Here is a 12,777-nt window from a genome sequence, read left to right as displayed (position 1 = left end):
CTAACGGGGCACTTCTGTTCTCAAGCAACGACGGCATAGGCTGTATGAGGCTTAGGGACATTGCCTGCCTTATCGCTGCAAAAAGAGGAAAACACCTTGGAAGCAGCCGATTGTAAAGCCTAAAATGCCGCCTAGATTGACAATCGCCTGCAGCTCGTTGCGGACAATGCCCTGAATATTGGCTTCTAATTCTCGCGGTGAAGTGGCCATCACCCGTTCAATAATTACCTGGTCTATATCTAGAATGGGAATTGCCTGGGTGACGATTTTTTCTAAATCGCGCTCCAGGTATCGCTCCAAAATGATGGTGAGTTCTTCGCTAACCAGCCCCAGAGAGTTGCCGACAATGGGTGACTTTTGCAGACGGCCCAGCAGCTGAATCGCCAGTTCCTGCCAGTTAATCGACTCGCTCAGGCCCTGTAATAGCTCCGCCCCGTGGGTCTGGGCGTAGTCGCGCACCGTTTCTCTTAGAGTGTCGCGTAGCTGCCGTACGGTAGAAACGGGCAGGTTTTGCAGCGAGAAATTTTGCAGCCATTCCTTGAGGCGTCCCTGGACTCCTAGGGATTCAGTCAATTCAGCAATTCGCTTATTACTTGACTCCCGCTCATCTAGACAAAACGTGCGCAGCCGTACCAGCGAGTTCCGCAGGCCAAACAGGTTGGCAACGACCCAGTAGGTACCGCTGGTTTTCTCGCGGAAAGTTTCGTCAATGACTTGAATATTGCGATCGGTGAGAAAATCCACAATCAGTTGCCGAATCGCATCGGGCGGCAAAACGCCCTGCAGACCCCACTGGGAAAGCTGATTAGCCTGCTCGTCAGTGAGCTGAAATTCTAGCAGTACCTGATCAAAAATTTGGTTAAGCTGGGCTTCTAAAAAATTTTCCTGTCTAGCCCAAACTTTGAGTAAACGGGGTAGAGACTGGCCGAAGAGGTCTTTGAGAATATTGCCTAGAATCCGCGCTGTTTTATCCTGAGTTTCGGCCTGTACCTGGTCGAGGGCCATGCGCAAGAGCCAGTCGATAGCGCTTTGAATCCGCTCTGTCTGCAGCAGTCGCTTGGCTAGGGTTTGCAGCGCGTCCGGAGTTAGCAGCGATCCCATAATGGTATCGGCAATGCGCTTGGCGAGACGTTCCTGATTGCTGGGAATTAAGCCAGGGGTGAAAGGGAGCTGGCGACCAAACAGGTAAAGCGGTCGATAGGGCCGAAACAGCATCTTGATAGCGATGTCATTGGTAAAGTAACCAATGATCCCCCCGACTAAGGGCGGTCCAATAAGTAAAAATAAATCTGACCAGGTGAGCGTCATCGATCTGCGACTAAAACTCCCATCATGCCGCCAACAATGGGATAGTGGACAGCATGGCTAAATTCCGCCTGCAGTGCCGCTTCGACTTGCTCAGCACCGCTCAAGAAGCGATCAAGGCTAGGACTAATGTAAGCATACTCTGATGCTAAGCCATATTCCTCAGCAGTGGGAACAACAATCGTGCTGAGATACCATTGCTGAAACTGCTGCATCCAGCCGCTGCTGGGTTGATGAAAGTCTAAAATAGCCGCTGTGGCCCCCGGTTTGAGGACACGCTTTAGCTCCGCTAGGCTCGCTGGGATATCGACGACATTGCGTAGCCCGTAGCCCATTGTAGCCCCATCAAAATAGGCGTCGGCAAACGGTAGCGCTAGTGCATCTGCTTCGACCCATTCAATCGACAGCAGCGGCCAAGCTTTTTGCGATCGCTGTTGAGCCACTGCCAACTGAGCGGCAGCAAAGTCAACCCCATAAACCTGTCCGCTGGGGCCAGTCCGCCGTCCTAAAAGCAGGGCCAAGTCGCCACTGCCGCAGCACAGGTCTAAACAGGTGTCTCCCGGCTGGACACGGCTCCAGTCTACTGCCATCTGTTTCCAAACCCGGTGCAGCCCTAGACTGAGCTGCTGGTTGAAAGCGTCATAAACAGGAGCAATGCGATTGAACAAGTCGCGAATCTGAGCAGCATTGCCAAGATAGTCAGAGGCAGCAGGATGATCCATAGGGCGAGGTAGGCGGGGCTGTGAAGATCATCCTGACATACTCCCTGACCGAAGGAAATAACTCGACTAGGCTAAACTTTTCAGCGCCAGTCCTACCTGACGGGCTACCGCCTCCAGCCAGGCGATCGCCTCGATTGAAGAAATCTGCGAAGGCGACCACTCTAAGCCAATCAGAGCAACGAGTTCTTTCTGGTAGAGGGCAGGCAGCACCACCTGAGTCTGAGTTTCTGAGGTCTGCTGCTGTAGCGCCTTTTCGGCGATCGCCGTTTGGATCAGCGTTTCAGAGAGGTTGATTGCCCCGTCGCTCTCCTGCTGACCGATAGACTGGGCTGCTAGCAGCATTACCTGACAGCCATTTGCCTCTAGAGCCTGCCGTAGGGACTGAGCCAGGGGCTTGAGGATTGCCGCCGAGGTTTCAATTTTATTCACCAGTTCCAAAATATTCAGCATGAGCTGAGTTTGCTGGCGAGACTCTAGCAGCTCTTGATTGCGCTGCCGCATTAGCTCATAGGTTTCAGCCGCCCGGTACACGACATCTTTCAGCTCTTCGGGATCCCAAGGCTTCGTGATGTAGCGATAAACCTGTCCGGCGTTGATGGCTTCCACCAAATCCTCCACATCGGTAAACCCGGTGAGGATGATGCGCATCGTATCGGGAAAGTTAGAGACGGTTTTGCTGAGAAACTCGGTTCCCTTCATCTCCGGCATCCGCTGATCGGAAATGATCACAGCAACTTCACCACAGTCTGAGAGCAATCCGAGGGCCTCCTGGCCGCTTTCTGCCCTCAGCACCTGAAAGCTGCGACGAAAGGTGCGATAAAGCAGATCTAGGTTGTCAGGCTCGTCATCAACTACCAGCATTCGGGGCTTTGACGCTGAGCGTGGCTGGGTTGCGGAAGTCTCTGCAATCATCATTTTTTGACCTTGGGGTAAGCCAAGAAGCATTTGTCCTTCAGTTTTCCCAATCTGCGCCCAGCGAACAACAGTTTTTGGTAAAAGATTTAAACCTGACTCAGCTCCACCACCTTGCTCTGGGATTACGTCCAAACAAAGCGCTGCCACCAGCAGCACTAAGCCAAGATCGCGGCGACAATGCCCCCATTTTTGCTGGCTGCTATGACTCTTTCGGTTTTGGCTTATAGGTCGAGGCGACCTGCAACTCTTTGAGCTGCTGGTTATCCACCTTGGACGGAGCATCTGTGAGTAGGCAGCGGGCCTGCTGGGTCTTAGGAAAGGCGATCGCGTCGCGAATCGAGTCTTCTCCAGCCAGCAGCATCACGAGGCGATCGAGACCGTAGGCAATGCCGCCGTGGGGCGGTGTACCGTACTCAAACGCCTCTAGCAGGAAGCCAAACTTATCGTATGTTTCCGCTTCCGACAGGCCAATTGCCTCAAACACCTGCTGCTGCAGATCCGGCTGGTAGATTCGCAGGCTACCGCCGCCCACCTCATAGCCGTTGTAGACCAAATCGTAAGCCTGTGCCCGCGCCGTTTTTAAATCGGCTGCATCTTCCGGGTAGGGAGCAGTGAAGGGGTGGTGCAGCGCCTCTAAGCGCTTTTCATCGGCGTTCCACTCAAACATGGGAAACTCCGTCACCCACAGCAGATTAATCTGGTCAGCGGGGATAAGCTGCATTTCCTGCGCGATCGCCTGTCGCAGCCGGTCCAGCGTTGGATTTACCACCTCTACCGCATCAGCACAGAACAGCAGCAGGTGTCCGTCCTGAGCGCCGGTGCGCTCTAGAATCTGCTGCTTGCGCTCAGCCGTGAGATTGTCTTTGATTGCGCCAATGGTGTCAATATCGCCACCGCGCACGCGAATGTAGGCCAATCCCTTAGCCCCAGCCTCAGCCGCAATCTTAAACAGGTCGCCCCCCGGCTTGATCCGCACGTTGGAAATCGTGTCATTGCCGTTGGGAATGGGCAGCACTTTCACCAAGCCGCCGTTTTTCACTGCGCCAGAGAAGACTTTAAACCCGGAATCAGCCACCAAATCAGAGACGTCAACCAGCTCTAACCCGTAGCGGGTATCGGGCTTATCCGTCCCATAGCGATCCATCGCCTCGGCGTAGGCGAGGCGCGGAAAAGGCTGAGACACTTCAATGCCTTTGACCGTTTTGAGAATGTGGCAGACTAACCGCTCATTCAGCTCTAGAATTTCTGCCTGACTCATGAAGCTCATCTCCATGTCAAGCTGGGTGAACTCCGGCTGGCGATCGGCCCGCAGGTCTTCGTCTCGGAAGCAGCGGGCAATTTGATAGTAGCGATCGACCCCTGAAACCATCAGCAGTTGCTTAAAGAGCTGAGGTGACTGGGGCAGGGCGTACCACTCGCTAGGGTTGACCCGTGAGGGAACTAGGTAATCCCGTGCTCCCTCCGGCGTCGATCGCGTCAGAATCGGCGTCTCAACTTCAATGAAGCCTTCCTGATCTTCCAAAAAGCGGCGAATTGCCTGGTTCACCTGATGGCGCAGCTGTAGGTTTTGGCTCATGCGCTCTCGCCGCAAATCGAGATAGCGATAGCGCAGCCGCAGTTCTTCCCGCACAGGCTCCTGATCGGTGGTGGAAACCTGGAAGGGCATCTGCTTGCGCACTTCGTTCAGCAGCTCAATTTGATCGGCGTAGATCTCAACCTGTCCGGTGGGGAGCTTGGGGTTGAGGGACTCTGGCGGTCGCTGGCTTACCCGGCCCACCACCTTGACTACATACTCATTGCGAAGCTGATCGGCTAAGGAATAGGAGTCAGGCGTACGCTCCGGATCGCTGACAATCTGCACAATGCCGCTGCGATCGCGCAGGTCTAGAAAAATGACGCCCCCATGATCGCGGCGACGATCGACCCAACCGAACAGAGTGACGGTTTCTCCTATGTGTTCTGCTCGCAGATGACCGCAATAGTGGGTTCGCATGGCGCTGACTGGCTTCGCTAAAATATCAAAACTTTTTCATTATGGCAGCATTGCTTAACCGTTCAAAATGTTTTTTAGGGTGTCTGCCAGGTGGCAACACCCTTAGCAATTTATTGCCTAGATTCAGCCGCGACGGAGCTATTTGCCTGCGACATAACAACAGGCAAAGCCCTGCTAGAACCCGCGATCGCTACTGAAACCAAGTTTGGCTAAGCAGTCCCGGCTCAGCAGTTTCGTCTTGGGGATGGGGCAGGCAGGGACGCTCTAGCAGTTCTGAGAGCATAGAGGCGGGCTGGCGGTTGTGGGGCCAAGCGAAGGCATGGCGGAAGGCGGCTTCTTGACAAGCCTGCAGGCCGTCAAAGCCAATCACGTCCTGGGTTAAAAGGGTTTCGTACTCAAAAGGCAGCCGCACGTTGTGTAAACCGGCGTTGTCTGTGCAGATGGCAATGTCTACCCCGGCATCAAAGCAGCGATCAAATACGGGCTTGAGCTGGCGAATCTCTTGCAGGGTGCCTGTCTTTAAATAAGTCGTGGGGCAAATTTCCAAACATTGTCCCCGTGCCGCTACTTCCGGCAGTAGCTCCGGGTGCCGTAGCGGAATCTGAATGCCGTGGCCAATCCGCATCAGGTAGGGCAGCAGCTCCGGGTAGCAGCCATCGGCGGTTTCATAGAGATGGCCGGTCGTCTTAATGCCTAAAGACTGCGCATGGGCATAAAGACCGATGATTTCCTCTAGGCGATCGCGGTATTGAGCGTCTCCGCCGGCTAGGTCAACGGCACAAATGTAGTCAGGATATTGGGCTGCCAAATCGACAATGGCGCGGTTCACCTCATAGGGCAGCTTGGAGTGCATACAGAGAATCTGCCGCGTCACCACCGGATACTCCGTCTGCTGGCTAGCGCGGCCCACGGTTTCCACAATCTCCGCCATCTTTTCAATCCGCTGAGACTGAGGTAGATGCTCCGGCGTCCGCAGATAGGGCGTATAGCGCAGCTCCAAATAGGCTAAATTCTCAAAAATATAGGCCCCGCGAATCAGCCGATAAATAAAGTAGGGCAGCGCCTCTTGAGTCTGAACGCTTTCCACCAGCGTGTGCAGCTCCAAATATTCTTCTAAGGTCTTACGGGGACGGGTGTAAAAGTGCTCAAACTCGTCGTACCCGCCAAAGCGCCCCGAAATATCAGGCCGATTGCGCTGGAAATAGCGCCAGAGAATGCGGGGTACCACCGAACCGCCCAGGTGACGGTGTAGCTCAGCATAAAGTGTCATAAGATCACCTCGGTAAAAGTCAGAATAAAGTTAAAAAATATAAAGAGTAATTTATCTGTTGTAGCGTAAATCTGGCTGCTTGGCGGCAGATCTGGCCTAATTTCTTAAGCCTCAGACTTCAGCTGCGATCGCCTGGCAACGTCAAAAAAATAAGTTGACGAAGATCACTTCCACTACCGATAATGGTGATTTGTGTGAACGCTAGCTCCTTAAAATCTCTTGGCAAACGTTATCGTGATCGGCGCCCAGTGGGGCGATGAGGGCAAAGGCAAAATTACTGACCTACTCAGCAATTCGGCGGATGTCGTGGTGCGCTACCAGGGCGGCGTCAACGCCGGCCATACCGTTGTAGTTAAAGATCAGACCTTTAAGCTACACCTGACGCCCTCTGGCATTCTGTATCCAGAAACTCAGTGCGTGATTGGCAGTGGCACCGTCATTGATCCTAAGGCGCTGATTGCCGAGCTGGACAAGCTAGAGCAGCTTGGCATCTCGACGAAAAACCTATTTATTTCTGAAACTGCCCACGTCACGATGCCGTACCATCGGCTGTTAGATCAGGCGGCGGAAGAGAGCCGGGGAAATCAGAAAATTGGCACTACTAAGCGGGGCATCGGCCCTACCTATGCCGACAAGTCTGAGCGCACGGGCCTGCGCGTGATTGATCTGATGGATGCTGCTTCTTTTCGGGAGCAGCTAGAGTGGACGATCAACTATAAAAACATTGTTTTAGAAAAGCTCTACAATTTGCCGCCTTTAGATCCACAGGCCGTTTTTGACGAATATGTCCAGTATGCTGAGCGGCTGCGACCTCATGTGGTTGATAGCTCTCTGCTGATTTACAACGCCATTCAAAAGCGCAAGAACATCTTGTTTGAAGGGGCGCAGGGAACGCTGCTGGATCTCGATCACGGCACTTATCCCTACGTGACTTCCTCTAATCCGGTGGCGGGTGGAGCCTGCATTGGTTCCGGCGTGGGGCCAACCATGATCGATCGCGTTATTGGCGTCGCTAAAGCCTACACAACACGGGTGGGAGAAGGGCCTTTTCCTACGGAGCTGCACGGCGAGATGGGACAGATCCTCTGCGATCGCGGCGCGGAGTTTGGCACCACCACCGGGCGCAAGCGGCGCTGCGGTTGGTTTGATGCCGTAATTGGTCGCTACGCAGTGCGGATTAATGGCCTAGACTGTCTGGCGATTACCAAGCTTGATGTGCTAGATGAGCTAGACGAAATTCAGGTCTGCGTCGCCTATGAGATTGACGGACAGCAGCGCCGCGATTTTCCGGTCAGTGCCCGTCAGCTCGCCCAGTCCCAGCCCGTTTACAAAACCCTACCGGGATGGAAGCAGTCAACAGCCAACTGCCGCTCTTTAGAGGATTTGCCCCAGCAGGCACTGGCCTATCTCAAGTTTTTGGCAGAGCTTATGGAAGTGCCTATTGCCATTGTGTCTTTGGGAGCTAGCCGCGATCAGACCATTATTGTGGAAGATCCGATTCACGGCCCCAAACGAGCGCTGCTGTTTGAAAATGGTACGCCCCAGGTGGCTTAGGCGATCGCCTTTGATTCGCCAACCGATTCAACTTTGTTTACCACTTCTCTAAAAAACGCGAGTAATTCTCATGGATGATCTGTCAATTCAATGCCAACAGCGCGACTTTTCGCAAAAGCCTAAGGCGATTCGGCGGGAAGGCCGTTTACCTGCCGTCCTCTATGGTCACAAGGGGGCTGAATCTGTAGCCCTCACCGTAGATGCTAAAGAAGCAGAGACGCTGCTGCGCTACGCCGCTGTCAATAACACGTTGGTAACGGTCAAGGTACCCGATATTTCCTGGAGTGGCAAAGCCCTGCTGCGCGAGGTGCAGACTCATCCTTGGAAAAATATCGTTAATCACATCAGCTTCTTCTCGATCGCGGCCCAGGATGAAGTAGAAGTTGTGGTGCCCCTCAGCTACACGGGTGAAGCCGCAGGTGTGATCCAAGATGGCGGTACCCTAGATACCCTAATCAACGATCTGGCCATCAAGTGCCCGCCTGACTCAATTCCTGAAACCATTGAGATTGACGTTTCTGGTCTAAATGTGGGCGATATTCTCCGGGTGGGCGATCTGGTTCTGCCCAAGGGCGTAACGGCGGTCGCTGATCCAGAAAAATCAGTCGTCACGGTGCTAGCGCCGACCGTGAGCGAAGAACCCGCCGAAGAACCTGATTTGGTTGATTTGGCTCTCAACCCTGAGGCTGCTACAGCCGATGCTGAGAGTGAAGCCGAGGATGAAGCTGCCAGCCCCGAAGCGTAGGCGCTAGCTTCTCTGCTAGGCTAACGAGCTAGGCCAGGGACGTATCCCTGGCTTTTTGTTTAGCTTCCTATTCGAGTTTCTGTCCTCCAAGGAGGACGATTGAGTTTGTATTAGACGCTTAGACACGCGCCCCTAAATTTTTATGGTTGATGCTGCCTTGCCGCCGCTGATTCAGCAAATGATGCAGCCGGAGTTCTATTCTCATCCGGTGTCAGAGACGATTGAGCTGATTCAGACCCATGTTTCCTACGTGCTGCTGACGGGGGAGTTTGCCTACAAGCTGAAAAAGCCCGTTGACTTTGGCTTTTTAGACTATTCAACCCTGGAAAAACGTCAGCATTTTTGTCACGAAGAACTGCGGCTGAATCGACGGGCGGCTGCGCCTATTTATTTAGAAGTGATGGCAATTGCGCAGGCGGGCGATCGCTTTTACTTGGCTGAGGGGGAAGACGCGGCGGTTGAATACGCCGTCAAGATGCGGCAGTTTCCTCAATCGGCGCTGCTCAGCCATCTGTTTGAGCAGGGGGAGCTGACGGTAGAGCTGCTGCAGCGGCTAGCAGAGACAATCGCTGAATTTCACGCTGAGGCCAAAACCGATGCGCATATCCGCAGCTTTGGTGAAATTGCTCAGATTCGCGCCTCCATCGACGAGAACTACGCGCAGACCCAAGGCTTCATCGGCGGGCCGCAGACGCAGACCCAGTTTGAACAAACTAAAGCCTACACCGATCGCTTTTTTGCGCAAGAGCAGGCCCTATTTCAGCAGCGAATTGAGCAGGATCGTATCCGCGCCTGCCACGGCGATTTGCATTTGAACAATATTTGTCTCTGGCAAGACCAGCTCTATCTGTTTGACTGCATTGAGTTCAATGAGCCATTTCGCTTTGTCGATGTCATGTTCGACATTGCCTACATCGTCATGGACTTAGAAGCGGGCGATCGCCCAGATTTGCGCACTGCTTTCCTTAATCACTACGCCGAGCAGACGGGAGACTGGGCAGGGCTGGAGATTTTGCCACTCTACGTCAGCCGTCAGTCTTATGTGCGGGCTAAAGTCACGTCGTTTTTGCTGAACGATCCTTCCGTCTCAGCGGCTGAGAAAACCAAAGCCAGTCAAAAAGCGGCTCCTTACTATCGCTTAGCCTGGCAGTATGCCCAGCCCCAGCAGGGGCGGATCTTCGTGATGTCAGGACTCTCTGGCTCCGGCAAAACCACAGCGGCGCGACAGCTAGCCCAGCAAACCGGAGCGGTGCATCTGCGCTCAGACGCGGTGCGCAAGCACTTAGCGGGTGTTCCCCTGACAGAGCGAGGCGGTGACGAAATATACACTGCCGAAATGAGCCAGAAAACCTACAATCGCCTGCTAGATCTGGGAATACGCTTAGCCCAGCGGGGCTACCCGGTCATTTTGGATGCTAAATACGACCGGCAAGAGCGGCGACAAAGCGTGATTGCTCAGGCTGAGGCCAAGCAGATACCGCTGCAAATTCTGTACTGCGATACTCCCAAAGCCATAATGCAGCAGCGCCTACAGCAGCGCACAAATGACATTGCCGATGCTACCTCTGATATTTTGGCTCAGCAGTCAATGGAGCCTTTTGGCCCCGCCGAGCAGCCCTATGTGAAGACTATTGACACCACTCAGGATCTGACGCCTCAGCTCCGAGCGATCGCCTAGACTAGGCAAAAGAGCGGCACTGATGTTTAATCATGCCTGTCGAGGTCTTAGGTTTCGGAGCGTGCCATGGTTGATAAGGCCATTCCAGCGGGACTGAAAATCTGGCTAGCTTTTCTGCTGGCGCTGCTGGTCGTGGGGTATGACGTCATCCCCAGTATTTTGTTTGGGGCGGTCGGTGGCGTGGCGGGCGGCATTCTGTCTGCCTGGTGGCAAACCCCTGGCGGCGTCCCCGCTCCCGATAGCGAGAATCCGCTGCGACGAGTGCAGCGACGGCTCAAGGAGCGATCTAGTCGCTTACGTCTACCCTTTGGGCAGCAAGACCTGCAGCGCAGCCAGCGTCCTCGTCGCCGGGCCCGCCGCACTCGCTAATGTTTATCTTTCTCTCCAAGCTGCTGCCGCTGTTTGTCTATCCGCTGGGACTGGCCTGTCTGCTGCTGTTAGCGGCTTTGGTTGTCATTTGGCGGCGTCCCCGCTGGGCGGCAGGGGCGATCGCTGTTGCTCTGCTCTTGCTGCTGCTAGGCGGCAATCGCTGGGTGACAGATAGCTTGGTGCGATCGCTGGAGTGGCGCTATTTGCCAGTGGCAGAGCTGCCGGTAGCTCAGGCAATTGTGGTGCTGGGGGGCAGCGTCTATCCGGCCACGCCGCCGCGCCCCTGGGTGGAGGTGTCAGAGGCGGGCGACCGGGTGATCTATGGCGCTAGACTTTTTTTAGCGGGCAAAGCGCCGGTGCTAATTCTCAGCGGTGGGCGGATTGACTGGAAAGACGGCGGCCCACCAGAGTCAGCGGATATGGCGCAGTTGGCTAGAGCGCTAGGGGTCCCGAATGAGGCCATTTTTGAAGACCCTACTTCGCTCAACACCTATGAAAATGCGGTGAATGTGAAACGGATTTTGCAGGCCCAGCAGATTAAGCAGATTCTGCTGGTGACGTCGGCAATTCATATGCCGCGATCGCTGCTGATTTTTCAAAAGCAGGGGATTGCGGTAATTCCAGCGCCGGTGGATTTTCGGGTGACAGAGCGAACCCTGCAGGAAGCCAACGCCACGCCCCAGGGCAAAGTTCTCGGCCTTATTCCTGATGCTGGGCAGCTTGAACATTTCACCCGCGCTTTGAAAGAATATATCGGTATTGGCGTCTATTGGCTTAAAGGTTGGCTCTAATCTCATGCTCGATCCTGTTTCTACGCCCAATTCAGCAGAAGTCCGATTTGATAAGACCTTTGAGCTACAGCAAGTGGCGCAGGAGTTTCGCTATGAGGTGGCCCACCGGGAAGCTCTAGAAGCTTACTGCCAGTGGTATTACGAAACGGCGGCTGCACATCAGCGCGAGCTGGCGTCCATGCAGCGAGATGTTGACTTTTTTGGCCTCTTTTGGCGGCGCCGGGGTAGCAAGTGATAGTTGGGCCTAGCGATAGAATGACTTTATGCCATTGAACGAAATGGAAGAGTCCTGAGCGGCGATCGCTATCCGTTGCCAGATCGACCTCCTTGGCTATGAGGCAAGTCAGAAATGACCACCACGCTACGCATCCAAACCGAAACAACCCCTCTAATTCGGACTGTACATATTTATCGACCGGGTCAACCGCCTCAAGCGCTGGAAAATCCTGAGCAGGTCAGCGGTGAACCGGAACTATCTGGCTTTAGTTTGCTGCTGGCGAAGATTTGGTGATTGGGCCTATTCAGGTATGCGCAATCGCATTGTTCATGCTTATTTTGAAATTGATTTAGAATTTCGAAGCTAATGCTCCCAAAATTGTTGTTGCAAAAAAAATGTTGAAGCAATAATGCGTCGTGACCACCTTACAAGATCGGCGATTGCGCTAAATTCGCCTAACAATCGTTCTAATTAAGAGCCTTATGAGCCTTTTACCAGTCGAGATTTCAAAAACGGAAATAGCTAATTTTTGCCAGCGGCACCGAATTGCTAAGCTATCTATTTTTGGCTCAGTCCTACGTGAAGACTTTAGTCCAGAGAGTGATATTGATTTCCTGGTAGAGTTTCAGCCTCAGACAAAGGTTAGCTATTTGGATATAGCTGGAATGGAAGAGGAGTTGGCAGCGATCGTGGGACGTACAGTTGACTTGAGAACGCCAGCAGAGCTGAGTCGATATTTCCGGCAAGATGTTTTAGATATCGCTATGGTTCAGTATGTCCAAAGTTGATGATACAACTTGGCTACGCCACATGCTGGAGGCTGCACAAGAAGCCAACGAATTTTCCCAGGGCAAAACTAGACAAGATTTGGATTCAGATCGAATATTGTCTTTAGCATTGGTTAGATTGTTAGAGATTATAGGCGAAGCGGCTTCCAAAGTCTCTCAAGAACGGCAAAAGCAAATTCCAGAGATACCTTGGAGGAAAATGATAGGTATGCGCAATCGCATTGTTCATGCTTATTTTGAAATCGATTTAGACATTTTGTGGGATACGATAACCTATGATTTACACGAACTTATCCCTATTCTTAAAAAATATCTAACTAATTAGAATCGCGGGCTGCAAGTCAACCAAAGCAATTGCTATTCTCAACAGAAAAAACGATGCATCATGATGGCTCTTATAAAATAGGCGATTGTGCTGCAAAATTAGCGA

General features: G+C 53.2%; 15 protein-coding genes. 10 read left to right on the top strand and 5 right to left on the bottom strand.

The window, feature by feature from the left end; all coding sequences use genetic code 11:
• Positions 1–69 precede the first annotated feature (69 nt).
• The 4 genes from QJQ48_RS09730 to aspS all read right to left on the bottom strand — a co-directional run bounded on the left by QJQ48_RS09730 (position 70) and on the right by aspS (position 4,935).
• On the bottom strand, positions 70–1,308 hold the full coding sequence (locus QJQ48_RS09730) for a DUF445 domain-containing protein (protein ID WP_346291027.1): 1,239 nt from the start codon (positions 1,306–1,308) through the stop codon (positions 70–72).
• On the bottom strand, positions 1,305–2,027 hold the full coding sequence (gene ubiE / locus QJQ48_RS09725; RefSeq protein ID WP_346291026.1) for a bifunctional demethylmenaquinone methyltransferase/2-methoxy-6-polyprenyl-1,4-benzoquinol methylase UbiE: 723 nt from the start codon (positions 2,025–2,027) through the stop codon (positions 1,305–1,307). The genes QJQ48_RS09730 and ubiE overlap by 4 nt, the downstream gene beginning before the upstream one ends.
• A gap of 66 nt (positions 2,028–2,093) precedes the next feature.
• Positions 2,094–2,942: a response regulator gene (locus QJQ48_RS09720; RefSeq protein ID WP_346291025.1), complete on the bottom strand. Its 849-nt coding sequence runs from the start codon at positions 2,940–2,942 to the stop codon at positions 2,094–2,096.
• Positions 2,943–3,141: 199 nt separating this feature from the next.
• Positions 3,142–4,935 (bottom strand): aspartate--tRNA ligase, encoded by a 1,794-nt coding sequence (aspS, locus tag QJQ48_RS09715; RefSeq protein WP_346291024.1) that lies wholly within the window; start codon positions 4,933–4,935, stop codon positions 3,142–3,144.
• Positions 4,936–5,025: 90 nt separating this feature from the next.
• Between aspS and QJQ48_RS09710 the strand changes: the two genes are divergently transcribed.
• Positions 5,026–5,148: a hypothetical protein gene (locus QJQ48_RS09710; RefSeq protein WP_346291023.1), complete on the top strand. Its 123-nt coding sequence runs from the start codon at positions 5,026–5,028 to the stop codon at positions 5,146–5,148.
• Here the strand turns inward: QJQ48_RS09710 and QJQ48_RS09705 are convergent.
• Entirely contained in the window at positions 5,126–6,205 is a 1,080-nt protein-coding gene (locus QJQ48_RS09705; RefSeq protein ID WP_346291022.1) for an adenosine deaminase, read from the bottom strand. The two genes, QJQ48_RS09710 and QJQ48_RS09705, sit on opposite strands and share 23 nt — an antisense overlap.
• 219 nt (positions 6,206–6,424) lie before the next feature.
• Between QJQ48_RS09705 and QJQ48_RS09700 the strand changes: the two genes are divergently transcribed.
• The 9 genes from QJQ48_RS09700 (at position 6,425) to QJQ48_RS09660 (ending at position 12,672) form a co-directional block, all read left to right on the top strand.
• The gene (locus QJQ48_RS09700) at positions 6,425–7,759 is read left to right on the top strand and encodes an adenylosuccinate synthase (RefSeq protein ID WP_346291021.1); all 1,335 of its coding nucleotides are present in this window, start codon (positions 6,425–6,427) and stop codon (positions 7,757–7,759) included.
• Positions 7,760–7,829: 70 nt separating this feature from the next.
• Positions 7,830–8,504: a 50S ribosomal protein L25/general stress protein Ctc gene (locus QJQ48_RS09695; RefSeq protein WP_346291020.1), complete on the top strand. Its 675-nt coding sequence runs from the start codon at positions 7,830–7,832 to the stop codon at positions 8,502–8,504.
• A 142-nt stretch (positions 8,505–8,646) separates the two neighbouring features.
• A complete protein-coding gene (locus QJQ48_RS09690; RefSeq protein ID WP_346291019.1) occupies positions 8,647–10,182 on the top strand; it encodes a bifunctional aminoglycoside phosphotransferase/ATP-binding protein in 1,536 nt (511 codons plus the stop codon).
• A gap of 66 nt (positions 10,183–10,248) precedes the next feature.
• Positions 10,249–10,551 carry a hypothetical protein gene (locus tag QJQ48_RS09685; protein WP_346291018.1) on the top strand — a complete coding sequence of 101 codons (303 nt, stop codon included), beginning with the start codon at positions 10,249–10,251 and terminating at the stop codon, positions 10,549–10,551.
• Complete coding sequence (locus tag QJQ48_RS09680; RefSeq protein WP_346291017.1) at positions 10,551–11,342, top strand: YdcF family protein; 792 nt, start codon at positions 10,551–10,553, stop codon at positions 11,340–11,342. The genes QJQ48_RS09685 and QJQ48_RS09680 overlap by 1 nt, the downstream gene beginning before the upstream one ends.
• A gap of 4 nt (positions 11,343–11,346) precedes the next feature.
• A complete protein-coding gene (locus QJQ48_RS09675) occupies positions 11,347–11,577 on the top strand; it encodes a hypothetical protein (protein ID WP_346291016.1) in 231 nt (76 codons plus the stop codon).
• Between the two features lie 114 nt (positions 11,578–11,691).
• Positions 11,692–11,853 carry a hypothetical protein gene (locus QJQ48_RS09670; RefSeq protein ID WP_346291015.1) on the top strand — a complete coding sequence of 54 codons (162 nt, stop codon included), beginning with the start codon at positions 11,692–11,694 and terminating at the stop codon, positions 11,851–11,853.
• Between the two features lie 188 nt (positions 11,854–12,041).
• Positions 12,042–12,347 (top strand): nucleotidyltransferase family protein, encoded by a 306-nt coding sequence (locus QJQ48_RS09665; RefSeq protein WP_346291014.1) that lies wholly within the window; start codon positions 12,042–12,044, stop codon positions 12,345–12,347.
• Positions 12,334–12,672, top strand: coding sequence for a HepT-like ribonuclease domain-containing protein (locus QJQ48_RS09660; RefSeq protein WP_346291013.1), 339 nt, complete (start codon positions 12,334–12,336; stop codon positions 12,670–12,672). Before QJQ48_RS09665 ends, QJQ48_RS09660 begins: the two co-directional genes overlap by 14 nt.
• Positions 12,673–12,777 lie beyond the last annotated feature (105 nt).

Source organism: Sphaerothrix gracilis Ecp01 (assembly GCF_030405905.1).
Taxonomy (GTDB): Bacteria; Cyanobacteriota; Cyanobacteriia; order Phormidesmidales; family Phormidesmidaceae; genus Sphaerothrix; species Sphaerothrix gracilis.
The sequence above is the reverse complement of the archived record's forward strand: the minus strand, read 5'-3'. Positions and strand labels throughout refer to the sequence as shown.

Bases quoted from the DNA above. Each gene is read 5' to 3' on its own strand.
- QJQ48_RS09730 (WP_346291027.1), bottom strand. From the start codon at position 1,308: ATGACGCTCACCTGGTCAGATTTATTTTTACTTATTGGACCGCCCTTA.
- QJQ48_RS09665 (WP_346291014.1), top strand. From the start codon at position 12,042: ATGAGCCTTTTACCAGTCGAGATTTCAAAAACGGAAATAGCTAATTTT.
- QJQ48_RS09690 (WP_346291019.1), top strand. From the start codon at position 8,647: ATGGTTGATGCTGCCTTGCCGCCGCTGATTCAGCAAATGATGCAGCCG.
- ubiE (WP_346291026.1), bottom strand. From the start codon at position 2,027: ATGGATCATCCTGCTGCCTCTGACTATCTTGGCAATGCTGCTCAGATT.
- QJQ48_RS09685 (WP_346291018.1), top strand. From the start codon at position 10,249: ATGGTTGATAAGGCCATTCCAGCGGGACTGAAAATCTGGCTAGCTTTT.
- QJQ48_RS09680 (WP_346291017.1), top strand. From the start codon at position 10,551: ATGTTTATCTTTCTCTCCAAGCTGCTGCCGCTGTTTGTCTATCCGCTG.
- aspS (WP_346291024.1), bottom strand. From the start codon at position 4,935: ATGCGAACCCACTATTGCGGTCATCTGCGAGCAGAACACATAGGAGAA.
- QJQ48_RS09695 (WP_346291020.1), top strand. From the start codon at position 7,830: ATGGATGATCTGTCAATTCAATGCCAACAGCGCGACTTTTCGCAAAAG.
- QJQ48_RS09670 (WP_346291015.1), top strand. From the start codon at position 11,692: ATGACCACCACGCTACGCATCCAAACCGAAACAACCCCTCTAATTCGG.
- QJQ48_RS09675 (WP_346291016.1), top strand. From the start codon at position 11,347: ATGCTCGATCCTGTTTCTACGCCCAATTCAGCAGAAGTCCGATTTGAT.
- QJQ48_RS09660 (WP_346291013.1), top strand. From the start codon at position 12,334: ATGTCCAAAGTTGATGATACAACTTGGCTACGCCACATGCTGGAGGCT.
- QJQ48_RS09705 (WP_346291022.1), bottom strand. From the start codon at position 6,205: ATGACACTTTATGCTGAGCTACACCGTCACCTGGGCGGTTCGGTGGTA.
- QJQ48_RS09720 (WP_346291025.1), bottom strand. From the start codon at position 2,942: ATGATGATTGCAGAGACTTCCGCAACCCAGCCACGCTCAGCGTCAAAG.